At 57.9% G+C, this 23,053-nt stretch carries 23 protein-coding genes; 18 read left to right on the plus strand and 5 right to left on the minus strand.

The annotated features are described in order from the left end of the window. The first annotated feature begins 4 nt into the window (after window positions 1-4). The 14 genes from LC417_RS08175 (at window position 5) to LC417_RS08240 (ending at window position 11,863) form a co-directional block, all read left to right on the plus strand. Window positions 5-568 (plus strand): hypothetical protein, encoded by a 564-nt coding sequence (locus LC417_RS08175; protein WP_022625894.1) that lies wholly within the window; start codon window positions 5-7, stop codon window positions 566-568. After that, entirely contained in the window at window positions 565-1,884 is a 1,320-nt protein-coding gene (locus tag LC417_RS08180; protein ID WP_308116960.1) for an AMP-binding protein, read from the plus strand. The genes LC417_RS08175 and LC417_RS08180 overlap by 4 nt, the downstream gene beginning before the upstream one ends. Continuing rightward, window positions 1,871-2,218, plus strand: coding sequence for a 3-hydroxyacyl-ACP dehydratase FabZ family protein (locus tag LC417_RS08185; RefSeq protein WP_010669819.1), 348 nt, complete (start codon window positions 1,871-1,873; stop codon window positions 2,216-2,218). Before LC417_RS08180 ends, LC417_RS08185 begins: the two co-directional genes overlap by 14 nt. Then, a complete protein-coding gene (locus LC417_RS08190) occupies window positions 2,212-3,921 on the plus strand; it encodes a glycosyltransferase (RefSeq protein WP_033786573.1) in 1,710 nt (569 codons plus the stop codon). The genes LC417_RS08185 and LC417_RS08190 overlap by 7 nt, the downstream gene beginning before the upstream one ends. After that, the gene (locus LC417_RS08195; RefSeq protein WP_223565695.1) at window positions 3,914-4,327 is read left to right on the plus strand and encodes a thioesterase family protein; all 414 of its coding nucleotides are present in this window, start codon (window positions 3,914-3,916) and stop codon (window positions 4,325-4,327) included. Before LC417_RS08190 ends, LC417_RS08195 begins: the two co-directional genes overlap by 8 nt. Further along, complete coding sequence (locus LC417_RS08200; protein WP_122889019.1) at window positions 4,321-4,929, plus strand: outer membrane lipoprotein carrier protein LolA; 609 nt, start codon at window positions 4,321-4,323, stop codon at window positions 4,927-4,929. Before LC417_RS08195 ends, LC417_RS08200 begins: the two co-directional genes overlap by 7 nt. After that, window positions 4,916-7,222 (plus strand): MMPL family transporter, encoded by a 2,307-nt coding sequence (locus LC417_RS08205; RefSeq protein WP_062757372.1) that lies wholly within the window; start codon window positions 4,916-4,918, stop codon window positions 7,220-7,222. The genes LC417_RS08200 and LC417_RS08205 overlap by 14 nt, the downstream gene beginning before the upstream one ends. Next, the gene (locus LC417_RS08210) at window positions 7,219-7,791 is read left to right on the plus strand and encodes a DUF3261 domain-containing protein (protein WP_031593666.1); all 573 of its coding nucleotides are present in this window, start codon (window positions 7,219-7,221) and stop codon (window positions 7,789-7,791) included. The genes LC417_RS08205 and LC417_RS08210 overlap by 4 nt, the downstream gene beginning before the upstream one ends. Then, the gene (locus tag LC417_RS08215) at window positions 7,788-8,948 is read left to right on the plus strand and encodes a beta-ketoacyl-[acyl-carrier-protein] synthase family protein (protein ID WP_163798254.1); all 1,161 of its coding nucleotides are present in this window, start codon (window positions 7,788-7,790) and stop codon (window positions 8,946-8,948) included. The genes LC417_RS08210 and LC417_RS08215 overlap by 4 nt, the downstream gene beginning before the upstream one ends. After that, window positions 8,938-9,414, plus strand: coding sequence for a 3-hydroxy-fatty acyl-ACP dehydratase (locus tag LC417_RS08220; RefSeq protein WP_033771422.1), 477 nt, complete (start codon window positions 8,938-8,940; stop codon window positions 9,412-9,414). The genes LC417_RS08215 and LC417_RS08220 overlap by 11 nt, the downstream gene beginning before the upstream one ends. Further along, a complete protein-coding gene (locus LC417_RS08225; RefSeq protein ID WP_060679923.1) occupies window positions 9,411-10,142 on the plus strand; it encodes a 3-ketoacyl-ACP reductase FabG2 in 732 nt (243 codons plus the stop codon). Before LC417_RS08220 ends, LC417_RS08225 begins: the two co-directional genes overlap by 4 nt. Beyond that, complete coding sequence (locus LC417_RS08230) at window positions 10,139-11,374, plus strand: beta-ketoacyl-ACP synthase (RefSeq protein WP_187484160.1); 1,236 nt, start codon at window positions 10,139-10,141, stop codon at window positions 11,372-11,374. The genes LC417_RS08225 and LC417_RS08230 overlap by 4 nt, the downstream gene beginning before the upstream one ends. A 132-nt stretch (window positions 11,375-11,506) precedes the next feature. After that, a complete protein-coding gene (locus tag LC417_RS08235) occupies window positions 11,507-11,650 on the plus strand; it encodes a hypothetical protein (RefSeq protein WP_010246429.1) in 144 nt (47 codons plus the stop codon). A gap of 39 nt (window positions 11,651-11,689) precedes the next feature. Beyond that, window positions 11,690-11,863, plus strand: a complete 174-nt coding sequence (locus tag LC417_RS08240) for a hypothetical protein (RefSeq protein ID WP_010246427.1) — start codon at window positions 11,690-11,692, stop codon at window positions 11,861-11,863. On the opposite strand, the gene LC417_RS08245 is transcribed toward LC417_RS08240, so the two are convergent. Next, window positions 11,851-13,014, minus strand: a complete 1,164-nt coding sequence (locus LC417_RS08245) for a beta-glucosidase (protein ID WP_223565696.1) — start codon at window positions 13,012-13,014, stop codon at window positions 11,851-11,853. The genes LC417_RS08240 and LC417_RS08245 overlap by 13 nt on opposite strands. Before the next feature lie 155 nt (window positions 13,015-13,169). On the opposite strand from LC417_RS08245, the gene LC417_RS08250 reads away from it, so the two are divergent. Continuing rightward, entirely contained in the window at window positions 13,170-14,630 is a 1,461-nt protein-coding gene (locus LC417_RS08250; protein WP_010246423.1) for a phospholipase D family protein, read from the plus strand. A 296-nt stretch (window positions 14,631-14,926) separates the two neighbouring features. On the opposite strand, the gene mdoC is transcribed toward LC417_RS08250, so the two are convergent. Next, a complete protein-coding gene (mdoC, locus tag LC417_RS08255; RefSeq protein WP_010246421.1) occupies window positions 14,927-16,060 on the minus strand; it encodes a glucans biosynthesis protein MdoC in 1,134 nt (377 codons plus the stop codon). A gap of 268 nt (window positions 16,061-16,328) precedes the next feature. Here mdoC and LC417_RS08260 point away from each other — a divergent pair, with 268 nt between their 5' ends. The 3 genes from LC417_RS08260 to LC417_RS08270 all read left to right on the plus strand — a co-directional run bounded on the left by LC417_RS08260 (window position 16,329) and on the right by LC417_RS08270 (window position 20,783). After that, window positions 16,329-17,864 (plus strand): glucan biosynthesis protein G, encoded by a 1,536-nt coding sequence (locus LC417_RS08260; RefSeq protein ID WP_223565734.1) that lies wholly within the window; start codon window positions 16,329-16,331, stop codon window positions 17,862-17,864. Continuing rightward, a complete protein-coding gene (mdoH, locus tag LC417_RS08265; RefSeq protein ID WP_223565697.1) occupies window positions 17,857-20,409 on the plus strand; it encodes a glucans biosynthesis glucosyltransferase MdoH in 2,553 nt (850 codons plus the stop codon). Before LC417_RS08260 ends, mdoH begins: the two co-directional genes overlap by 8 nt. A gap of 134 nt (window positions 20,410-20,543) precedes the next feature. After that, a complete protein-coding gene (locus LC417_RS08270; RefSeq protein WP_010669829.1) occupies window positions 20,544-20,783 on the plus strand; it encodes a YceK/YidQ family lipoprotein in 240 nt (79 codons plus the stop codon). On the opposite strand, the gene LC417_RS08275 is transcribed toward LC417_RS08270, so the two are convergent. The 3 genes from LC417_RS08275 to LC417_RS08285 all read right to left on the minus strand — a co-directional run bounded on the left by LC417_RS08275 (window position 20,774) and on the right by LC417_RS08285 (window position 23,025). Beyond that, window positions 20,774-21,175: a MysB family protein gene (locus tag LC417_RS08275; RefSeq protein ID WP_010246413.1), complete on the minus strand. Its 402-nt coding sequence runs from the start codon at window positions 21,173-21,175 to the stop codon at window positions 20,774-20,776. The genes LC417_RS08270 and LC417_RS08275 overlap by 10 nt on opposite strands. Window positions 21,176-21,305: 130 nt before the next feature. Further along, window positions 21,306-21,572, minus strand: a complete 267-nt coding sequence (locus LC417_RS08280) for a hypothetical protein (protein WP_010669830.1) — start codon at window positions 21,570-21,572, stop codon at window positions 21,306-21,308. Window positions 21,573-22,101: 529 nt separating this feature from the next. Beyond that, window positions 22,102-23,025 carry a Kdo(2)-lipid IV(A) acyltransferase gene (locus LC417_RS08285; protein WP_010246409.1) on the minus strand — a complete coding sequence of 308 codons (924 nt, stop codon included), beginning with the start codon at window positions 23,023-23,025 and terminating at the stop codon, window positions 22,102-22,104. Between the last annotated feature and the right edge of the window lie 28 nt (window positions 23,026-23,053).

The raw sequence follows: 23,053 nt of genomic DNA on the forward strand, positions 1-23,053 counted from the left end.
CGCCGTGCCTGCTGCTACGCTTCGCCTGCTGAATCTGCTTACGCTGCTAGCCTGGCCACTGCTGGTCTGGCTGGCGCTGACCCAGCCGCGCTGGCAGGGATTGTTCTGGCTGCTGGCACTGCTGTTTGGCCTGCGCTGGCTGCAGCTGCGTCGTCAGCAAAACGCCATGGGCGCGGTCATGGGCTGGCTGGCGCTGCTCGGTGCACTGCTCTGTGTCAGCAGCCAGCTATTACGCACTCAGCATCTGCTGCTGTGGTATCCGGTGGCGGTCAATCTGGCGATGCTGCTGGTGTTTGGCGCCTCACTCTGGAGTGCGATGCCGCTGGTGGAACGCATCGCCCGGCTGCGTGAGCCCGTGCTTCCCCCTGCGGCAGTGCGCTATACCCGCCGCGTCACCCAAATCTGGTGCCTGTTTTTTATCGGCAACGGCAGCATGGCGCTCTATACCTGTTTGCTGGGCGATCTGCGGCTCTGGACGCTGTGGAATGGCGGCATAAGTTATCTGTTAATCGCAGCGCTGATGAGTGCTGAATGGCTGGTACGTCAGCGCGTGAGGCGAAAAGCATGAGAGTGGCCGACTGGCTGACGGGAGACGATCGCGAGGTTGCCTGGCGCGGCGATCAACGTTTGATGCTCAGCGCGATGCATCGTCAGGTCGTGGCGCTCCGCCAGCGCTTGGCAGCACAACCGGGCAGCTACTGGGCGCTCTGTTTTGATGACAGTTATCGTTTTTGTGTGGCGCTGCTGGCATGCTGGTATGCCGGCAAAACGCCGGTGATGCCGGGTCACTGCCGCGCCGCGCTGCTGGATGAGAGGCATGATCGGCTGGATGGCGTGCTGTGCGACATGCCGCTGGCGGTCAGCCTGCCGCTGCTGGCGTGGGACGACGCAGAAGCGCAGGGGCCGCTGCCGCCGCTGCCGGAGAGTGCAGAGCTGGTGCTCTTCACCTCGGGATCCACCGGCGCACCGCGTCAGGTAGTGAAGTCGCTGGCGGTGATGGAGCAGGAGAGCCGCTGGCTCAGCAGCCTGTGGGCCGAACAGTTGCGGGGGTGCCGGGTCATCGCCTCGGTCAGCCATCAGCATCTCTACGGTTTATCGTTTCGACTTTTCCTGCCGATGATGCTCAGGCTGCCGTTTGCCGCCCAGCCGCTGTTTTACGGTGAACAACTGGCCCAGCTTCCGCGCGACGTTCGCTATGCCTTTATCAGCAGCCCGGCCTTTTTATCGCGGCTGGACAGCACGCTGAAAGCGCCCGCCAGTGAACTGATTGTCTCTGCCGGTGGCGCACTGCGCGACTCTGATGCGGAGCAGGTCTGGCAGCGCTTTGGCTGTCAGGTCAGTGAAATCTACGGCAGCACCGAAACCGGCATTCTGGCCTGGCGTCAATGCGATCGGGCGGAGGCGCCTTGGCGCCGCTTCCCGCAGGTCAGGCTGGAGCAGGTGACGCCCGATCGCTGGCAGGTCTGGTCGCCGCTGATTGCCGGTGACAGCGGGCTGCAGCTCGACGATCGACTGACTATGCAGCCGGACGGCGGATTTCAGCTTGCAGGCCGCCACGATCGCATCGTAAAAATCGGTGACAAGCGCATCTCATTAAGCGAGATAGAGCGCCGTCTGACCGACCTGCCGGAAATAGAGGATGCCGTAGCACTGGTGGTCACGCGTCATGAGCGTCAGGCGATTGGCGTCGTGCTGGCGCTGAACAGCGCACTGGATGAGGCGGCTCTGCATCAGCGCAGGCAGCAGTGGAAACGCCAGCTGCAGCGTTGGCTGGAACCGCTGGCGATGCCACGCTACTGGCGGATTGTGGCCACTATTCCGGTGACCACCCAAAGCAAACGCGCCTGGCCGCAAATAGAGGAACTTTTTCATGTTGCCGATTGAACGCAGCCGGGAGCTGCGGGCTGACAGCGTCACGCTGATCCTGCAGATAGATGCCGGACTCTTCTGGTTTCAGGGCCACTTTCCGCATCTGCCCATTCTGCCGGGTGTGGCTCAGCTCGACTGGGTGATGCACTACGGCGTATCACTGCTTGCGCCCGGTAAACAGTTTGCCGCCGTTGATAACATTAAATTTCAGCAGCCGGTATTACCCGACTCGCTATTGCAACTGCATCTGGACTGGGACGCTGAAAAATCCCGCCTGAGTTTCCGTTACAGCCTGCTGAAGAACGACGGCGAGCAGATCGCCAGCAGCGGGAAGATCGCGCTGTGTTAAGCGCCCCGTTTTCACCCTGCGTGGTGATCCCCTGCTACAACCACGGCGCGATGATGGCGTCAGTGCTGGCACGGCTGGCGCCCTTTAATCTGCCGGTAATCGTGGTGGATGATGGCAGCGATGCGGCCACTCAGCTTCAGCTGGCGACGCTGCACGCCCCGCAGCTCAGCCTGCTGCGACTCGACAGCAATCAGGGTAAAGGCGCGGCGGTGATCCACGGACTGCGGGCCGCGGCGGCACGCGGCTTCACCCATGCGGTGCAGCTTGACGCGGACGGCCAGCATCAGGCGGAAGATCTGCCGCTGATGCTGGCGGAAGCGGAGCGTTATCCCGACGCGCTGATCTCCGGTCAGCCGCTCTATGACGACTCGATCCCCAAATCACGCCTTTACGGTCGCTACATCACCCACTTCTGGGTCTGGATTGAAACGCTTTCGCTGTCGATCCGCGACAGCATGTGTGGCTTCCGCGTCTATCCCCTGGCCGCGACGCTGGCGCTGTGCGATCGCCGGGCCATCGGTCAGCGCATGGATTTTGACACCGAGATCATGGTGCGGCTCTACTGGCAGGGAACCCGCAGTCGCTTTATCCCGACCCGCGTCACCTATCCGGCCAGCGGGCTGTCACACTTCGATGCGCTCTACGACAACCTGCGCATCTCCTGGATGCATACCCGGCTGTTTTTCGGCATGCTGCCGCGCATTCCTCGTCTGCTGGCGATGCGTAAACCGCCGACGCACTGGTCTGCGGAAACGGAGCGGCGCGGACAGTGGGGATTACGTTTTATGCTGGCGGTCTATCGCTACGGCGGGCGGCTCCCCTTTACGCTGCTACTCTGGCCGGTAGTGGCGGTCTACTGGCTGAGCGGTCAGCGCGCGCGACGCGCTTCCCGGCAGTGGCTGGCGCAGGTCACTACCGCCGCTCAGCAGCAGCAGATTGCGTTACCGCCACGGCTTAACAGCTACCGCCATTTCCTGCGGTTCGCCGGGGCAATGCTGGATAAAGTGGCCAGCTGGCGCGGCGATCTGCGCTGGGGACGTGATATCGATTTTGCGCCAGGCGCAGAAGCGGTGATCCGCACACCCACGCCGCAGGGCAAGCTGATTCTCGCTTCCCATCTTGGTGACATTGAAGCCTGTCGCGCGATGGCGCAGCAGGTCAGCGGACTGGTGATTAATGCGCTGGTGTTTACCGACAACGCCCGGCGTTTTCGGGCGGTGCTGGAAACCATCGCCCCGCAGGCGGGGGTGAATCTGATGCCGGTGAGCGATATCGGGCCGGAGACCGCTATCCTGCTGCAACAGAAGCTGGATGCGGGCGAATGGGTGGCGATTGTCGGGGATCGCACCGCGGTCAATCCGCAGCGCGGCGGCGAGCGGCGGGTGATCTGGAGCGACTTTCTGGGCCGCGCCGCGCCCTTTCCACAGGGGCCGTTTGTACTGGCGGCCGCGTTGCGCTGTCCGGTGCTGCTGATGTTCGCCCTGCAGCAACAGGGTAAACTGCGTATTCACTGTGAGCCTTTCGCCGATCCGCTGCTGCTGCCGCGTGCGCAACGTCAGCAGGCACTGCAACAGGCGGTGGATCGTTACGCAGCGCGGCTGGCCCATTACGCACTGCTGGCGCCGCTCGACTGGTTTAACTTTTTCGATTTCTGGACGCTGCCTGATCAACAGGCGCACCACAAGGAGTCTGACCATGACTGAACATCATGCTGAAGTCGTGCTGACCGTCTCATTCCACGACTGCGATCCTATGGGCGTGGTCTGGCACGGCAACTATTTCCGCTTTTTCGAAGTGGCGCGTGAAGCCCTGCTGCGCAGCATTAACTACAGCTATGCCGAGATGGCCGCCAGCGGCTACGTCTGGCCGGTGGTCGATACCCGGGTCAAATACCGCCAGCCACTGCGCTGCGAAGAGACGATTCGCGTCAGCGCCCGGATTACGGAATATGAGAACCGTCTGCGCATCAACTATGAAGTGCGAAATGCTGCCGGTCAGATCACCACCAAAGCGCATACTCTGCAGGTGGCGGTGGAGCAGGAGAGTCAGGCGTTGTGCTTTGTTTCACCCGATATTTTACTGGAACGTTTAGGAGTGAAAGGATGCTGAAAATTGTGCTTACCAGCCTGCTGCTGTGGGCCAGTGCCGCCAGCGCGGTCACGCTGGATCAGCTGCAGCAGCGTTTTGCCAGCCAGCCTGTGATTCGGGCAGACTTTATCCAGACGCGCACCATTTCCGGCATGCGTCAGCCGCTGGTCTCGCACGGGCAGATGCTGATCGCTCGCGAGCAGGGCTTATGGTGGCATCAGCAGACACCCTTTGTGATGACGCTGCTGCTGGATGATAAACGCATGGTGCAGAGCCTCAGCGGCCAGAAGCCTCAGGTAATCACCGCCGACAGCAACCCGCAGATGTTCCAGTTCAACCATCTCTTGCGGGCGCTGTTCCAGGCCGACCAGAAAGTGCTGAACGAGAACTTCAGCGTGGCCTTCAGCGATCGCGGCAACGGAGCCTGGACGCTGGAGCTGACGCCCAAAGTGGCGCCGCTCAACAAAATCTTCAACCGTATCTCGCTGGCGGGCAGCGCCTACCTGGACAGCATCAACCTGGATGATAAGCAGGGCGATAAAACGCAAATAGAGCTCAGCAACACCCGAATTGAACCGCCGCAGTTAAGCGACGAGGAGCAGGCGCGTTTTGCCGGGCCGTAACGATCGGCTGCTGGCCCTCCTGTGGCTGGCCCTCTGTCTGCTGCTGGCGGCTGCGCTCTCTTTTTTGCTGCCGCGCAGTCAGCTCAACAGCAGCGTGCTGGCGCTGCTGCCGCAGCAGAATCTGGGGGCGGCACCGCCTGCGCTGCAGCAGGGCTTTATGCAGCGGCTGGATCGCCAGCTGGTGTGGCTGGTTTCACCCGGTGAGCAGGACGATCCTCAGGTCGCCGCCTGGTGGCTGGCCCAGCTGCGCGCGCTGCCTGACCTGAAACAGGTGCAGGGTGATCTCGACGGGCAACAGCAGCAGCAGTGGGGCCGCTTTGCCTGGCAACACCGTAACGGCCTGATCGATGAGGTGACGCGCGACCGCTTGCAGAACGGCGGCGAGGCGCAGGCTGACTGGCTGCTGGCGCAGCTCTTTTCGGCCTTCTCTGGCGTCAGCAGCAAAGAGTTGCAGGGCGATCCCCTGATGCTGGTGCGGGGTTCGCAGCTGGCGCTGGCACAAAACGCCGGGCGCATGACGCTGCATGATGGCTGGCTGACAGTAAAAGATGCACAGGGTCAGCAGTGGTATTTTCTGCATGGCGAACTGGCGAACAACGCCTTCAGTATGCAGCAAAGTCATGCGCTGGTTACCCGACTTAGCGCGCTGGAGCAACAGCTTAAAAGCCGCTGGCCGCAGGCGAAACTGCTGACGCGTGGCACGGTGCTGTTCAGCGACAACGCCAGCCAGCGTGCGCAGCATGACGTTAAAACGCTGGGCAGTGTGACGCTGGGTGGCGTCGTCCTGCTGGTGCTGCTGGTCTTTCGCTCACTGCGCCCGCTGTTGCTGACGGTCACGTCTGTGGCCATCGGCGCGATGGCGGGCACGGTGATGACGCTGCTTTGCTTCGGTGAACTGCATCTGATGACGCTGGTGATGAGCCTGAGTATTGTCGGCATCTCTGCGGATTACACGCTCTATTATCTCACCGAGCGCATGGTGCACGGCGATCAGCAGACGCCGTGGCAGAGCCTGCGAAAAGTCCGCGGCACGCTGCTGCTGGCGCTGGCGACCACCGCCATCGCCTGGCTGCTGATGCTGCTGGCACCGTTCCCGGGGCTGCGGCAGCTGGCGGTGTTTGCCGCCAGCGGATTAACGGCCTCCTGTCTGACGGTGATTCTGATCTATCCGTGGCTGGTACGCGGATTACCGGTGCGTCCGGTGCCGCTGATGGTGCCGCTGGCGCGCTGGCTTGCCGCCTGGCGTCGCCAGCGCGGGCTGCGCGTCGGATTACCGATGGCGATGGCGATCTTCGCGCTGGCCGGTATCGCCCAGTTAAAGGTGGATGATGACATCGCCCATCTGCAAAGTGCGCCTGCGCATCTGCTGGAGCAGGATCGCCAGCTGGCAACCCTGACCGGACAGCGCGCCGATCAGACCTGGTTTGTGGTCTGGGGCGATGACGCGCAGCAGACGCTGCAGCGGCTGGAAAAACTGGCACCGGATCTGCACCAGGCGCAGCAGCAGGGCTGGCTGCAGCACTATCGTCTGCTGCCGCTGACGTCGCTGGCGCAGCAACAGCGGGATCTTCAGCTGTTGAAACAGGCAGTACCGGATATTACGGCCCGCCTGCAGCAGGCGGGTATCACGCTGCCGGCACCGGATCTGACCCCGATGCCGGTAACGCCAGAGGCGTGGCTGTCGAGTCCGCTGAGTGAAGGCTGGCGACTGCTGTGGCTGACGCTGCCAGACGGGCGCAGCGGTGTTTTGATCCCCACCAGCGGTGTAAAAAACAGCGCTGCACTCGCGGAGCTGACCAAACAGCGTCCGGGCGTCAGCTGGATTGACCGCAAATCAGGTTACGATTCGCTGTTCAGCTTCTGGCGCACCCTGCTGAGCGGGTTACTGGCGCTGGCGCTGCTGCTGATCACCCTGAGTTTTGTCCTGCGACTGGGGTTAAAGGCGGGCTTACGCAGCGCGCTGCCGTCAGTGCTGTCGCTGGCGATGGCGCTGGCAACGCTGGGCTGGATCGGCGCGTCGCTGAACCTGTTTGCGCTGCTGGCACTGATTCTGGTGCTGGGCATCGGCATTAACTACACGCTCTTTTTCAGCAACCCGCAGGGTACGCCGCTGACCTCGTTGCTGGCAGTGTCGCTGGCGATGATTACCACCTTACTGACGCTGGGTATGCTGGTATTCAGCAGCACCAGCGCGATTGCCAGTTTTGGCACAGTGTTATGCAGCGGCATCTTCAGCGCTTTCCTGCTGTCGCCGCTGGCGATGCGACCCACCCGATCAAGGAGTAAACGATGATCCGCGCCGCTCTTATTCTGCTGACGGCTCTGCTGCTCAGCGCCTGTGCCGGACCTGCACCCGACAGCAGTCGTCCCACCGCCTGGCTGAAACCGGGCGTGAAGGTGACGCTGCCACCGCCGGGCATCCGTCCCGCCTTCCAGCAGCAGCAGTTGCTGACCGGACAGGTGAAAGGCCAGAGTCAGTCACTGCTGGTGCTGCTCAGCGCCGATGAACAGCAAATTGATCTGGCCGGACTCTCCTCGGTGGGTATTCGCCTGTTCAGCCTGCGCTACGATGCCAGCGGTATTCACACCCAGCAGCTGATGCCGCTGCCGCAGATGCCGCCTGCCAGTCAGGTGCTGGCGGATATTATGCTCAGCTACTGGCCACGGGAGCTGTGGCAAAAACAGCTGCCGCCAGGCTGGACGTTGCAGGATCAGGGGTTAAAGCGACGGCTGATCGATGCCGATAACCAGCTGGTTACCGAAATCGACTATCTGCAACGCGGTAATCAGCGCCAGCCCATCAGCATTCAGCAGCATGCGTTTGGCTATCAGATCCGCATTCAACATCTGGACGGCTCATGATTTACATCTCTGCCATCGGCATGCTGAATGCCCTGGGGAACAACACTCAGCAGATTGCGGCCAGTCTTACCAGGGGTGAGGCACCCGGCATGCAGCTGCGTCATGGCTGGCTGAGCGGCGACCGCGCCTGCTGGCTTGGCAGGGTTGAAGGCGATTTGCCATTGATTCCTGCTGCCCTGAGCGCGCACAACACCCGTAATAACCAGCTGCTGCTGGCCGCGCTGGCGCAAATCCGTCCGGCGCTCGATGCGGCGATTGCGCACTATGGTGCCAGCAGAGTGGCAATTGTGTTGGGAACCAGCACCTCGGGCGTGGATGAGGGCGATCAGCAGATTGGCGGCAGTCAGTCCGGTTATCACTATCAGATGCAGGAGCTGGGCGATCCCTCCCGTTTCCTGGCTCACTATCTGCGCCTGGATGGCCCGGCCTATACCATTTCAACCGCCTGCTCCTCCAGCGCCCGCGCCATTATCAGTGGTGAGCGGCTGATCGCGGCGGGGCTGGTGGATGTGGCGCTGGTGGGCGGTGCGGACTCGCTGAGCCGGATGCCGATCAACGGATTCGACAGCCTGGAGTCGCTCTCTGAACGTCGCTGCGCCCCTTTCAGCCGCGATCGCGACGGCATCTCGATTGGCGAAGGGGCCGCACTGATGCTGCTGACGCGGGAACCGCAGCCGCTGGCGCTACTGGGAGCTGGCGAATCGTCTGACGCCTGGCACATGTCTGCTCCCCATCCGCAGGGCGAGGGCGCTGAACGGGCGATGCGTATGGCGCTGCAACAGGCGAATCTGTTGCCAGAGCAGGTGGGTTATATCAATCTGCACGGCACTGCAACGCCGCTTAACGACCAGATGGAAGCCGCCGTGATTCAGCGCCTGTTTGGCAATGCGGTGCCGTGCAGCTCGACCAAACATCTGACCGGCCATACGCTCGGCGCGGCAGGAGTGTGTGAAGCCGCCCTCAGTGCGCTGATCCTGCAAAACAATCTGCCGCTGCCCGCGCAGGATTTCAGTGAGATGGCGCCGGATGAGACGCTGCCGGATTGCGGATTGTTATTACAGCCGCAGGCGCTGCAACGGCCGGTCATCGCCTCTAACTCTTTTGCCTTTGGCGGCAATAACACCTGTCTGATTCTGGGACGCCAACATGGTTATTAATTCTCCCGCGGCACGCTGGCTGCCGCACGCTGCGCCGATGCTGCTGCTTGATCAGCTGATCGCCGTGGATGATGAGCAGGTCCACTGTCAGGTGTCGACCTGCGCCGGTGGCGTACTGACACCGTTTCTGACGCCTCAGGGTGAACTGCCCGCCTGGTTTGGCGTCGAGATGATGGCGCAAACCGTGGGCGTCTGGTCGGGCTGGCATGCAAAGCAGGGCGGCGCCACCCTTATCCCGCCCGGCATGCTGCTGGGCGGACGCGGCTGGCGGGCAGAGCGATCCCTCTTTCCCGCCAGTGTTACGCTGGATATCAGAATGACGCTGCTGATGCGCGATGACCGCATGGGCAGCTTTGAGGGCGACATTCGTTACGGCACTCAGCGGCTTGCCAGCGGTCGTCTGAATACGTATCAACCCAATGAAGCAGAATTACAGCAATTGATGTCACAAGGAAATCAGCCATGACAGATTCGGTATTAGTGACGGGCGCCAGTAAAGGGATTGGCCGCGCGATTGCGTTGCGTCTCGCCCAGGATGGCTATCAGGTTATCGTCCATTTCAACCGTGACCGCGCAGGCGCTGAGCAGTGCCTGCAGCAGATCGAAACCGCAGGCGGCAGCGGCCGTGTGCTGGGATTTGATGTGGCCGATCGGGCGGCAACCCGCGCTGCGCTGGAGGCGGATATTGAGCAATATGGCGCCTATTATGGTGTGGTGAGCAACGCCGGTATCACCCGCGATGCGGCGTTTCCTGCCCTGACGGATCAGGAGTGGGACAGCGTCATCCACACCAATCTCGACAGTTTTTACAATGTGATCCAGCCCTGCGTGATGCCGATGATCGGTCTGCGGCGCGGCGGCCGCATTATCACGCTCTCGTCGGTGTCGGGGATAATGGGTAATCGCGGTCAGGTGAACTACAGCGCGGCGAAAGCGGGCATTATTGGTGCCACTAAGGCGCTGGCGATTGAGCTGGCGAAACGCAAAATCACCGTTAACTGCATTGCGCCAGGCCTGATTGATACCGGTATGGAGGGGCTGGAACCTCAGGTGATTGAGGAAGCGATGAAGATCGTGCCGATGAAGCGCATGGGCGCGGCTGAAGAGGTCGCCGGACTGGCGAGCTATCTGATGTCCGATATTGCAGGCTACGTGACGCGTCAGGTCATTTCTATTAACGGAGGCATGCTGTGATCCAGCGGGTAGTCGTAACCGGCATGGGCGGCGTAACCGCCTTTGGTGAGTCCTGGGCTGAAGTTTCGGCACGGATCCGTGCGGGCCGCAATGCGGTGCGCTTTATGCCGGAGTGGCAGATCTACGACGGGCTGCATACGCTGCTCGGCGCACCGGTGGATGACTTTGTGCTGCCGGCGCACTACACCCGCAAGCGTATCCGCGCCATGGGCCGCGTTTCGCTGCTGGCAACGCGCGCGACCGAGCTGGCGCTGACCCAGGCGGGCCTGATTGACCATCCGGTGCTGACCAGCGGAGAAACGGGTATCGCCTACGGTTCTTCCACCGGCAGCACCGGGCCGGTCAGCGAGTTCGCCACCATGCTGACCGAAAAGCACACCAACAATATCACCGGCACCACCTATGTGCAGATGATGCCGCATACCACGGCCGTCAATGCCGGACTCTTTTTCGGCCTGCGCGGCCGGGTGATCCCGACCTCCAGCGCCTGTACCTCTGGCAGCCAGGCGATTGGCTATGCCTGGGAAGCGATTCGTCACGGGTATCAGACGGTGATGGTGGCTGGCGGCGCAGAAGAGCTCTGTCCGTCGGAAGCCGCGGTGTTTGACACCCTGTTTGCCACCAGCCAGCGTAATGACGCGCCGCACACCACGCCCGCACCCTTTGATCAGCAGCGCGATGGTCTGGTAATTGGCGAAGGGGCGGGCACGCTGATCCTTGAGTCGCTGGAACATGCCCTGGCACGCGGTGCAACGATCTACGCCGAGATCACCGGTTTTCATACCAACTGCGACGCCGCCCATATTACTCAGCCGCAGCGGGAAACCATGCAGATTTGCATCGAGCGGGCGTTGCAAAGCGCCGGTATCACGGCCGCAGACGTTGGTTATGTGAATGCGCACGGCACCGCCACTGAACGGGGTGATATGGCCGAAAGTCTGGCGACGGCGGCGGTGTTTGGCGAAACGACGCCGATCTCCTCGCTGAAGTCCTATTTTGGCCATACGCTGGGTGCCTGTGGGGCGCTGGAAGCCTGGATGAGTATTGAGATGATGCGGGAAGGGTGGTTTGCGCCAACCCTGAACCTGACGCAACCGGCAGCAGATGGCGGCCAGCTGGATTACATCATGGGTGAGCCGCGTGAGCTTGAAACCGACTATATCCAGAGCAACAACTTTGCCTTTGGTGGCATTAATACTTCACTGATCTTCAAACGCTGGCGCGGCGTCTGATCTCAGGCCCGTGCCGCGCTGGCACGGGCCAGTTTATTTTTCGGACGAAAGAACCGGACGATAATCAGCCTTTCATCTACACTGTCACTCACCGCATCACTCCCGGCGGCCCATGTTTTTCACAGGATAGTTATGTCTTTACCCTTGCCGCCCGACGATCACGATGAGCCAATTCGCCAGTCACTTGACGATGCGCACTTTGCGATAGTGGTGCTTGCGGTGACCTCGGTAACGCTTATAATCTTTGTCCTGATGATTACGCTCTGGATGAGCTGACACGCACAGGGATTCAACGGATTGAATAAGGAGAAGGCGATGGACTCCGGAGATGACAAATTAATCGCAATTATCGGTTTGCTGGCGGCCTGCCTGATCGGGGTGACCTTCCTGTTTACCATGGTCTGGCTGACCGACGTACGTCATCCTGCCGATCCCTCTCTCGACGTTCGCTCCTGTTACCCTAAAAAGCCACCTTCTCAGCACGTCTGATTTCGTGTCGCAAACTTAATCTGCTGACTGCGCAATACCAGCGCCAGCGGCTCATGTAGATTACGGTTGCCATTGGGATCGGCTAATCCCAGCAGCGGGCCAGGGGAACGCCGGTCATCGGCCCAGGCCGGATACTCCACTACCGGATAGAGCGAAATCCCCTCCACCGCAATGCCCTGATCCAGCGCCACCGCCACATTTTCACTGATCTCCTGCAGCCAGGGCGCGCGCGCTTCACCCTCAGCGCCGGTTTCGGCAATCAGCATCGGACGCTGGTAGCGCTTCCAGCACTGTGCCAGCAGAATATGCAGCGGCACACGCTCCGGATCCTCCAGCGACATCGGCTGGTCGGGGAAAAACCAGTGGTTATCGGGATAGTAGTTCAGGCCGAGGATATCCAGGCAATCTTCACTGCCGCCTAGCTCCTTATCGACGCGACCGGCCAGCATGTCCCAGGCTTCGAACTGCGCCTGATGCTGCGCATCGGCATAGGGTTTGCTGTCCGGATTATCAGGATGATGAGCGATCTGCACCAGCGGGTCAGTCAGCACAAAGCGCGCCTCCGGATAGACCTCGCGAATGGCATGTATCGCCGCCAGCGAGGCGCGGACCAGCTGGCGCTTCAGCTCTTTACCGCGCTGCGCAGCATGAGGATTAAACCAGGCCACATCCGCCCCGGCCCATGACCAGAATGAGATTTGATTAACCGGTGTAAAGAAGGGGCGTTCGATGCCCTGATCGCGCATCAGTTGTGCCATCGCGCGGGCGAAACGACTAAAATGGTCAACAAATTCGGCTTTCCAGATATTAAGATGATCGGGATAACCGAAATGAGCCAGCTCCCAGATGATCTCCATCTGCTGACGTCGTGCGGCGTCGACCATCGGCAGAAAGCTCTGCCAGTCATACTGGCCAGGGATCTTTTCGATCAGATGCCAGCGCGCACCGTCGCGGGCGGTGAGCAGATGCTGCTCAGCCAGGGCGGCATAATCTTTTTCCAGCAGCATATCGTGTCCGCTGCTGATCACCATATCCAGCCGTTTCCCGGGTGTACGGCAGGCTGTGGAACAGGGGAAACTGCCCTGGAAAAAGCTGCGAAACAGGCTGGGATGATAGCGCTGGCGGGCATCTGTAAGGGATTGATGAGACATATTCCTCTCCTGCCGGGATAATGCCGGTCACAGATCGTCCGGTTAAGTCTAGACTAAAAAACGCCCGTGACCCCTCACTAACTCAGAACAGAGGAATAGCATCAGAGGTCGGACCGGGGAATAATAAAAATAACTGCATTTTACAGGGAAATGTCATGACCGAAGCGTTTGAGCTCTCCCAGCCATTGGAACGGTCCAGCTGGCTGGAAACACAGCTGGAGCCAGAGTGTCTGCGCCATCCGGGGCTGAGCGGCGTCCATCAGCTGAGCGACGGGCTGGATGCTTTTGCTGCCCGCTATCTGCTGATGCAAAAAGCGGAGCGTTCACTCGATATCCAGTATTACATCTGGCAAAACGATCTCTCTGGCCGGTTGCTGTTCAGCGCCGTGCTGGAAGCTGCCCGACGCGGGGTGAAAGTGCGGCTGCTGCTGGATGACAACAATACGCCGGGCCTGGACGACACGCTGGCCCAGCTCAACCGCCATCCCAACATTGAGGTGCGGCTGTTTAATCCGTTCTCGTTTCGCACCCTGCGCGCGCTGGGTTATCTCACCGACTTTGCCCGTCTGAACCGACGCATGCACAACAAAAGCTTTACGGTGGATGGCGTCACGACCGTGGTCGGTGGGCGCAATATCGGCGACGAATATTTCGGCACCGGTAATGAACCGCTGTTTGCCGATCTCGACGTCATGGCAATAGGCCCGGTGGTTAAAGAAGTCGCAGAGGATTTTGAGCGCTACTGGCGCAGCAAGCCGGTCTCGCCGCTGCAGCAGGTGCTGGATGAAGAGGAGCCGGAAGAGGACAGTGTGAGTCTGCCAGCAGAGTGGCGTCACAGTGAACCGGTGCAGCGCTATCTTCAGCGGCTGGAAAATTCTTCGCTGCTGCAGGAGCTGGAAGAGGGCACGCTGGCTCTGACCTGGGCAAAAGCGCGCCTGCTGAGCGATGATCCGCGTAAAGGGCTGGGCAAAGCGCGTGCCAGAAGCCTGCTGCCGCAGCGAATGCTGGAGGTGATAGGCACGCCGCAAAAGCAGTTCGACATCATCTCGGCCTATTTCGTGCCGACCCGCGCAGGGGTCGCTCAGCTGCTGTCGCTGAAGCGCAAAGGGGTAAAAATTGCCATTCTGACCAATTCGCTGGCGGCTAACGATGTGTCGATTGTCCATGCCGGCTACGCTAAGTGGCGCAAAAAACTGCTGCGTCATGGTATTGCGCTCTATGAGCTGAAACCGCAGGCGGGCGTGCCTGATGCCCCGCACGACCGTGGATTAACCGGTAACTCCGGCTCCAGCCTGCATGCCAAAACCTTCTCAGTGGATCAACAGACGCTGTTTATCGGCTCGTTTAACTTCGATCCCCGTTCAGCGGTGCTGAATACGGAAATGGGACTGGTGATTGAGAGTGCGGCGCTCGCCGGAGAGACGCATCAGCGTTTCAGCCAGTCAATGCGCGATCGGGCATGGACGCTGCGGCTGGATAAGTGGGGCAGGGTAAACTGGCTGGAGTATCCGGGTGAGCCGGAGCAGATTGTGCATAAACACGAGCCGGGCTGCTCCTGGTGGCAACGGCTGCAGGTACGCCTGGTGTGGCGGTTGCCGATTGAGTGGCTGCTTTAAGCTGGACCTTGCCTGGGTACAGGCGCTGGCTCAGGAAGCATACGCCCTCCGCAAAGACGCAAAACCCGCCATCCCTGGCGGGCTCAGCGCGGGCGATTACGCACCTCATCCCTGAGGTGCGCCCGTTGCCGGGCCAACGCGTTGCGTTGTTCAAAAACGCTCCCGGCGTTTTTGTCCCTGGCCCGCTATGCTTTGCTACTGGCGTATGCTCCCATCGCTTTAAACTCTTAAGCTGTCTGTGAGACACATCATTTATAGCCTGACCTCACTTATGGCCCGAGGTCACTGATCGCCTGTCATTGTGCTTGTTTACGCTCAAATTTCCCCGAGAACAGGAACCGCAGCAGCGGAATGCGCAGGTGAATCTCATACAGCAGAAACGCGATGCCAAACACCATCAGCAGGCCAACGAAGAAGCCCAGCGTGTTGTTTTCAATCCGCGGCGTCACGTAAATGCCATACAGCAGCGTCAGCGGATGGTGCACCAGATAGATAAACAGTGATGCATTGACCAGATACATAATGCGCGGCGAATGTGAATTCAGCAGCTTATGACCAAAGCAGAAGCAGACGTTCAGCATGCAAATGCCCATCAGCGTCGAGATAATCGCATCCAGCTCATACAACCAGCCCTCACCGCTGCTCAGTCGCTGGTTGGCGCAATAGGCCGCAAACATCAGCAGCGCACCGACCCACATCACCAGATTGAAGCGGACAAACAGCTGCTTCAGCGGGGGATGTTTCCACGCCAGCGCTCCCAGCATAAAGAACGGCAGATAGAAGAGCGTCTGCATTACAATGATGCTAAACAAACCATCCATCAGCCACGCAGGCTGGAAAATAAACACCAGACGCCGGAACACGCACCAGAGTAGCGCCCACGCCAGTACGCCCGCCGTCAGCGATCCCCAGCCAACCCGCGAATAATCAATGGTGCGATGCTGATCGCGCAACCAGCGGAAGGTCACCATCCCCAGCGTGGTCAGCATCACCAGCACCACCAGGAACCACAGGTGTGAAATCAGCTCCCACATCAGGTTATTAAACTTCTGATAGGGCGTGAAACGGGGCCAGTCAGCCAGCTTATCCGTCCACTCTTTCAGCATAAAAAATTGCGGCAGCGTCAGCAGCGGAATGGCGGTCAGCATTGGGATACCTACCCGTTCCAGACGCACCTTCAGGAAGCGACGTGGCTGATAGCGCAGATACAGCATGTAGGAGAAATAGCCCGAAATGACGAAAAACACCTGCATACGAAACGCATGAATAAAATCATTCAGCAGCGTCAGCCATAACGACGCTTCATGACTGTTTACTGCCCATTTCTGCGCAGAGTAGATGAGGGAAACGTGAAACGGCACCCCCAGTAACATCAGATAGGCGCGGATGGAGTCGAGGAAGTATTCACGTTCAGGTTTTACAGTACTCATAAAGTTCCAGTTCGTTAGTACGTTTAACCGGTTTCACCCTGAAACCGGATTATGCTCTGTGAAAATTCTACCTGGGATAAACCAGGTATACTATCAGTGGAATCCGTAGTGTCTAATTGTCCTAAAAGCAGGGTTAAGCCTGACGAAATGCGGGAACAATGTTGCGCATAAGCTGTCGGAAAACCGAATAATCCTTTAAGATAAACGGGTTTGATTTAAGCACACGAAAGGGGGGGATGTGCTGACTAAAGAAAAAAATAAAGCCGGACTGATGAAGGTACGCTGGATTGGTACTGCAGTTCTGCTGGCGTTGTACGCCAATAACAGTTGGGCGTTTAACATCGACGATGTTGCCAAACAAGCCAAAGCGTTGGCAGGGAAAAGCTTCGAAGCGCCTAAAAGCAATTTACCCTCTCAATTTCGTGAAATGAAATTTGCTGATTATCAGCAGATCCAGTTTAACCACGATAAAGCGTATTGGGGCAAACTGCGCACGCCGTTCAAGCTGGAGTTTTATCATCAGGGAATGTATTTCGATACCCCGGTGCAGATCAACGAAGTGACCGCCAGCGCGGTGCGCGAGATTAAATACAACCCCGATTATTTTAATTTCGGTAATGTAAAACATGACGCAGATGCGGTAAAAAACCTCGGTTTTGCCGGTTTCAAAGTACTTTACCCACTCAACAACAAGGGTAAAAACGATGAGATCGCCAGCTTCCTGGGCGCGAGCTATTTCCGTGTCATCGGTGCCGGTCAGGTTTATGGCCTGTCGGCACGTGGACTTGCCATCGATACGGCGCTGCCGTCCGGTGAAGAGTTCCCGCGCTTTAAAGAGTTCTGGATTCAGCGTCCTAAACCACAGGACAAACAGCTGGTGATCTACGCACTGCTCGATTCGCCGCGTGCGGCGGGTGCGTATCGCTTTGTGCTGCATCCGGGTGACGCTTCAACGGTTGATGTGCAGTCAAAAGTTTACCTGCGTGATAACGTCGGCAAACTGGGTGTTGCACCGCTGACCAGTATGTTCCTGTTTGGTCAGAACCAGCCATCGACGGTGAACAACTTCCGTCCGGCACTGCACGACTCTGACGGTCTCTCTATCCACAATGGCAACGGGGAGTGGATTTGGCGTCCGCTGAACAACCCGCGTCATCTGGCAGTGAGCACCTTCACCATCGAGAATCCGAAAGGGTTTGGTCTGCTGCAGCGTGGGCGTGACTTTAACAACTATCAGGATCTTGATGACCGCTATGATCTTCGTCCAAGCGGCTGGGTTGAGCCAATAGGCGACTGGGGTAAAGGCCGGGTTGAACTGGTTGAAATCCCGACGGCAGATGAAACCAACGACAACATCGTTGCGTTCTGGACGCCGGAGACGCTGCCAGAGCCTGGCAAAGAGATGAACTTCAAATATCGTCTGCACTTCTCGCGCGACGAAAACCAGCTGCACTCCGATGATACCGCCTGGGTCAAAAATACCCTGCGTTCAGCGGGTGACGTGAAGCAGTCTAATCTGGTGCGTCAGCCGGATGGCACCGTGGCTTTCACCATCGACTTCGTGGGTAAAGACATGAGCAAGATGGCGGAAAACAGTCAGGTGTCACCGCAGGTCAGCGTGGGTAAAAATGCTGATGTGGTTGAGCAGAGCGTACGTTATAACCCGGTCACCAAAGGCTGGCGTCTGGTGTTGCGTCTGCGTGTGAAAGATGCCAAGCAGTCCACCGAAATGCGTGCGGCCTTGGTTAGCGGCGACAAGACATTGACGGAAACCTGGAGCTATCAGTTACCTGCCAATGAATAAATCGACTTTTACACCTCAACGTTATGTGGAATCTCTGCCGCTGGATGCGGCAGGGAAGGCCCGCCTGAGCGTCTCATTGCAGAATACCAGCGAGTTCCACTTCATCCATGATGTGCTGGGCAGGGATGTCGCAGCCAGTGACCGTCCCGACGATGCGCCGTTAAAATCGGTCTCATCGCGGGTTGAAATGGCCTGGCCCGATTCGCTGGCCGAAGGTCAGCAGTTGGGTAAAGATTACCTCGACCGTACCACGCTGAAGGCGATGCCGAAGGTCAAACGCTCACTGATGTTCCCGGAAGCCTGGCGTACCAACCCGGTCGCCCGTGCCTGGGACTCACTGCGTGGACACAAATCGGTGCCGCGTTATAGCAATGCCGAAGAGCGGCGTGCCGAGGAGAAGTGGCGTCATGTCGGTTCAATTCGCCGCTACATTCTGCTGATCCTGACCATTTTCCAGACCGTGGTCGCCACCTGGTACATGAAGAGTATTCTGCCGTATCAGGGCTGGACGCTTCTGGATCCGATGGAGATGATCAATCAGAACTGGCAGCAGTCAGTGATGCAGATCCTGCCTTATTTGTTGCAGACCGGCATCCTGTTCCTGTTCGCCATACTTTTCTGCTGGGTCTCTGCCGGTTTCTGGACGGCGTTGATGGGCTTCCTGCAGCTGCTGATTGGACGTGATAAATACAGTATCTCTTACTCAACGGTCGGAGATGAACCGCTTAACCCGGAACATCGTACCGCGCTGATTATGCCGATCTGTAATGAAGACGTTGAGCGTGTTTACGCCGGTCTGCGTGCGACCTGGGAGTCGGTGGTTCGTACCGGTAACGCTGAACACTTCGACGTCTACATCCTCAGCGACAGTTACGATGCGGATATCGCGATTGCCGAACAGAAAGCCTGGATGGAACTGGTGCGGGATGTTGGCGGGGCAGGCAAGATTTTCTATCGCCGTCGTCGTCGTCGCGTGAAGCGTAAAAGCGGAAACATCGATGACTTCTGCCGTCGCTGGGGCAGCAACTACAGCTACATGGTGGTGCTGGATGCCGATAGCGTCATGAGCGGAGAGTGTCTCACCGGTCTGGTACGCATGATGGATGCCAACCCGAATGCCGGGATCATCCAGTCGTCGCCGAAAGCATCGGGTATGGATACGCTTTATGCGCGCTGTCAGCAGTTTGCGACCCGCGTCTACGGTCCGTTATTTACCGCCGGTCTGCACTTCTGGCAGCTGGGCGAGTCTCACTACTGGGGTCACAACGCCATTATCCGCGTGAAACCCTTTATTGAGCACTGTGCCCTGGCACCGTTACCGGGAGAAGGCTCCTTTGCGGGTTCAATCATGTCGCATGACTTCGTAGAAGCTGCGCTGATGCGTCGTGCCGGTTGGGGCGTCTGGATTGCCTATGACCTGCCGGGATCCTATGAAGAACTGCCACCGAACCTGCTGGATGAGCTGAAACGTGACCGCCGCTGGTGTCACGGCAACCTGATGAACTTCCGCCTGTTCCTGGTGAAAGGGATGCACCCGGTTCACCGTGCAGTGTTCCTGACGGGTGTGATGTCCTACCTCTCGGCTCCGCTGTGGTTTATGTTCCTGGCGCTCTCCACTGCCCTGCAGGTAGTGCATACGCTGATGGAACCGACCTACTTCCTGCAACCGCGGCAGCTCTTCCCGGTCTGGCCGCAGTGGCGTCCGGAACTGGCAATAGCGCTGTTCTCAACCACCATGGTGCTGCTGTTCCTGCCGAAAATGCTGAGTGTCGTGTTGATCTGGTTTAAAGGATCGAAGGCCTACGGCGGACCTCTGCGGCTGCTGGCTTCACTGGTGCTGGAAACGCTGTTCTCGGTGCTGCTGGCACCAGTGCGTATGCTGTTCCATACGGTGTTTGTGGTCAGCGCCTTCCTCGGCTGGGAAGTGGTGTGGAACTCACCGCAGCGTGATGACGATGCGACACCGTGGAGCGAGGCGTTTAAACGTCACGGTTCGCAGATGGCATTGGGTCTGGTGTGGGCGATTGGTATGGGACTGCTGGATCTTAACTTCCTGTGGTGGCTGGCACCGATCGTCTTCTCACTGATTCTGTCGCCGTTTGTCTCGGTCATGTCGAGCCGCGCAACGCTGGGCATTAAGAGCAAGAAAGCGAAGCTGTTCCTGATCCCGGAAGAGTACTCACCGCCGCAGGAGCTGGTGGATACCGATCGCTATGTGGTACTGAACCGTGAGCGCGCGCTGGAAAATGGCTTTATGCATGCCTTATTCCATCCTGCCTTCAACGCGCTGGCAACGGCACTGGCCACATCGCGCCACAAGCAGAGTCAGTTACTGGACTATGCGCGTGACCGTCGGGTTGATCAGGCGCTGAGCGATGCGCCGGATAAACTGGGCCGCGAACAGCGTCTGCAGTTGATCAGCGATCCGGTGGTGCTGGCCCGTGTTCATACCCGACTGTGGGAAGATGCGGACAAGTATCATCAGTGGGTTGAGAGTTATCAAAAACTCACGCTCAACCCCAACGCGCTGGCAAACAACGCGTAATCTGAAAAAGCGGCAGCGATGCCGCTTTTTTTATCGGATTAAAACAGCGATTCGCTGATAAATTTATTGCTGGCAGTCACCGCGAGCAGCGCGTGACGATCTCAATGGCTGTTTCTTCATGGCGGATATGTGTGGTGAAAGGGTGCTTAAAGGCGGGTGTTATCGTCGCGGCTGTGCTCTGCTTAAGCGGATGCGGCAGTATTATCAGCCGTACCATTCCCGGGCAGGGGCACGGTAATCAGTACTATCCCGGCGTACAGTGGGATGTTCGCGACAGCGGATGGCGGGTCCTGACGATCCTCGACCTGCCGCTGTCGCTGGTGGTTGATACCCTGTTGTTACCGGTGGATGCCAGCCACGGTCCTTACGAGTAACTGCGATCGGAATCGCTGTTATCATCTTCCCACTCTTGCGCGGCGGCTTCACCCTCTTCGGTGTCCAGCGGCGGCTCCAGCTGGAACTCGCCGTCATCCCACTCGTGCAGGGTATTTTCTGCTAACCACTCCTGACGTAGTTCAACTTCGTCAAAATCGGCATCAAAAATGGCCTGTGCCGCTTCACCGCTACGGTAAGGCAGACATTCGCCTGCTTCACCTTCTTCTGCCATGAATTCAGCCTGCCACATGATATCGCCATCCTGCATCACATACTTTTGCAGACCAAACTGGCTGATTGATGCATCCCCTTCCTCGAGCTCCGGGTGGTTAGCGAGGAACTCTTCACGTGCAGCATCGATGGCTTCCTCTAAGGTACTGTACATGCTCATCGCTCTTCTCCTTCACGGGTCTTTGACTATGGATTTATTTGATTTCAGTGAAGGATAGACGAAATCTGAAGGAGGGAAAGGTCAGGCCGGTGCAACTGGCGGGAAATAAGCCATTTCCCGCCAGTCAGGGTCAGATCATCTTTTGCGGGAAATGCAAAACAGGTTGAACGGACTCATGAATCACGGGGGCTGAGTAGCGGATACAACATTTTATACATGGCTTAACTTTCTTAAAATTAATTCTGGCGATGGAGAGGGCCTGACTCAAATTATATAACGTGCCGATAAATATGACCTCTTCTTTATCAGGCATACGCTTGCACCCTTTACGATGAAGAAAGTGATAATTTTCCTGATCGGTACCGATTGTAACGTAATAGTAGAGACCTTTGTTCATATTAACTGTCCCATTAGAGGTTTGCTGTGTTGTCTTTTTTATAATTCTGGCCAGAGCCCTTAAAGGCCTGACTGTTACAAACGAAACTACCGATAAGCATTAATGAGTTCAAATTCCATAATGGTCTATCGGGGTGTTAAAAAAATGTAAAATGGAATATAAGCTAAATCAGCAAGGCAATCGCTTGTAAAATAAGTTAATTTTTATCGATTCATAAGCGGTGAGACACCGTTAAGACCGGCTAAATAGGATTAGGCCTGGCGTACAGAATAATCAGCGCCATAACGCATTCAATAGCACTCGCTGCAATATTAATTAATAAAAAGCGAAACAGGCTGAATGCCCCCTGCCGTCCTGTTAATTGATTAGCGGTTTTAACTTTAAACAGAGAGAAATTATATTATGAATACGGGTGTTTATTAATTACTGGACCTGCGGTTTCGCTTACAGGCTGAGTCAGCCATGAGTGATTTATTTAGCAGGGGAGTAAAACGCGCTAAATGCCTGACAGACATTTAGCGCGAACAGATTAATAACGGGAGGGTTCGCCCTCGGGGCGCGTTTTAAAGCGGCGGTGCAACCACATGTACTGTTCCGGTGCCAGCAGCACACCCTCTTCAACGACCTGATTCATTCTGGTTGCGGTTGCGACATCACTTTCCAGCGTAAATTCGCCGCTGATGTCAGGCAGTATCATCAGTTCATAGCCGCGACCCCCAGGCAGACGACGCGGTACGAAAGGGATGACAGCCGGTTTACCGGTGCGGATCAGCAGATGGGTGCCCACCGTTGTGGCCGCTTTTTCCACGCCAAAGAAGGGCACAAAGACGCTGCTGCGCGGGCCATAATCGTGGTCGGGCGCATACCAGATAATGTCACCCTGTTTCAGTGCGCGGATCATTCCTTTGAGATCTTTACGGTCGAGCATGCTTTTATTCGACCGCATCCGACCTTTGACCTGAAGCCAGTCGATCAGTTTGTTGTCATTCGGGCGATAGACGCCAATGCCAGGGTTATGGATACCAAACATGCGTGCACCAATCTCCAGCGTCAGAAAGTGCATGCCGATAAGCAGCACGCCGCGCTGGCTATCGCGCGCCTGCTGAATATGCTCCAGCCCCGACGGCGTATGCCATTTATTGATGCGCCAGTCAGGCCAGAACCACGCCATACCGGTCTCAATTAATCCCATGCCGACCGATTCGAAATTGTGTTTAACCATCGCTTCGCGCTCATTTACCGGCATATCCGGAAAACTTAATTCCAGATTACGCCGGGAAATACTGACGCGGTGTTTCATAAAACGCATCCCAATGCGGCCAATATTACAGCCGAGAACATAAAGCAGGGGATAAGGAAGTAGCACCAAAAGATAAAGAGAAGCGACACCCAGCCAGGTCAGCCAATAGCGCGGGTGAAGCAGTTCTCGTGAAAACTGAGGCAACTGAGTCATGTGAAGGTTAATTTTCCTGCGTCGCGCA

It is taken from the genome of Pantoea sp. OVA07A (genome assembly GCF_019969975.1).
GTDB classification, from domain to species: Bacteria; Pseudomonadota; Gammaproteobacteria; order Enterobacterales; family Enterobacteriaceae; genus Pantoea; species Pantoea agglomerans.

Excerpts from the sequence above, each read along its gene's own strand:
- LC417_RS08180 (WP_308116960.1), top strand. The coding sequence starts at position 565 with ATGAGAGTGGCCGACTGGCTGACGGGAGACGATCGCGAGGTTGCCTGG.
- LC417_RS08185 (WP_010669819.1), top strand. The coding sequence starts at position 1,871 with ATGTTGCCGATTGAACGCAGCCGGGAGCTGCGGGCTGACAGCGTCACG.
- LC417_RS08195 (WP_223565695.1), top strand. The coding sequence starts at position 3,914 with ATGACTGAACATCATGCTGAAGTCGTGCTGACCGTCTCATTCCACGAC.
- LC417_RS08200 (WP_122889019.1), top strand. The coding sequence starts at position 4,321 with ATGCTGAAAATTGTGCTTACCAGCCTGCTGCTGTGGGCCAGTGCCGCC.
- LC417_RS08210 (WP_031593666.1), top strand. The coding sequence starts at position 7,219 with ATGATCCGCGCCGCTCTTATTCTGCTGACGGCTCTGCTGCTCAGCGCC.
- LC417_RS08215 (WP_163798254.1), top strand. The coding sequence starts at position 7,788 with ATGATTTACATCTCTGCCATCGGCATGCTGAATGCCCTGGGGAACAAC.
- LC417_RS08220 (WP_033771422.1), top strand. The coding sequence starts at position 8,938 with ATGGTTATTAATTCTCCCGCGGCACGCTGGCTGCCGCACGCTGCGCCG.
- LC417_RS08225 (WP_060679923.1), top strand. The coding sequence starts at position 9,411 with ATGACAGATTCGGTATTAGTGACGGGCGCCAGTAAAGGGATTGGCCGC.
- LC417_RS08235 (WP_010246429.1), top strand. The coding sequence starts at position 11,507 with ATGTCTTTACCCTTGCCGCCCGACGATCACGATGAGCCAATTCGCCAG.
- LC417_RS08240 (WP_010246427.1), top strand. The coding sequence starts at position 11,690 with ATGGACTCCGGAGATGACAAATTAATCGCAATTATCGGTTTGCTGGCG.
- LC417_RS08245 (WP_223565696.1), bottom strand. The coding sequence starts at position 13,014 with ATGTCTCATCAATCCCTTACAGATGCCCGCCAGCGCTATCATCCCAGC.
- LC417_RS08250 (WP_010246423.1), top strand. The coding sequence starts at position 13,170 with ATGACCGAAGCGTTTGAGCTCTCCCAGCCATTGGAACGGTCCAGCTGG.
- mdoC (WP_010246421.1), bottom strand. The coding sequence starts at position 16,060 with ATGAGTACTGTAAAACCTGAACGTGAATACTTCCTCGACTCCATCCGC.
- mdoH (WP_223565697.1), top strand. The coding sequence starts at position 17,857 with ATGAATAAATCGACTTTTACACCTCAACGTTATGTGGAATCTCTGCCG.
- LC417_RS08275 (WP_010246413.1), bottom strand. The coding sequence starts at position 21,175 with ATGAGCATGTACAGTACCTTAGAGGAAGCCATCGATGCTGCACGTGAA.
- LC417_RS08280 (WP_010669830.1), bottom strand. The coding sequence starts at position 21,572 with ATGAACAAAGGTCTCTACTATTACGTTACAATCGGTACCGATCAGGAA.
- LC417_RS08285 (WP_010246409.1), bottom strand. The coding sequence starts at position 23,025 with ATGACTCAGTTGCCTCAGTTTTCACGAGAACTGCTTCACCCGCGCTAT.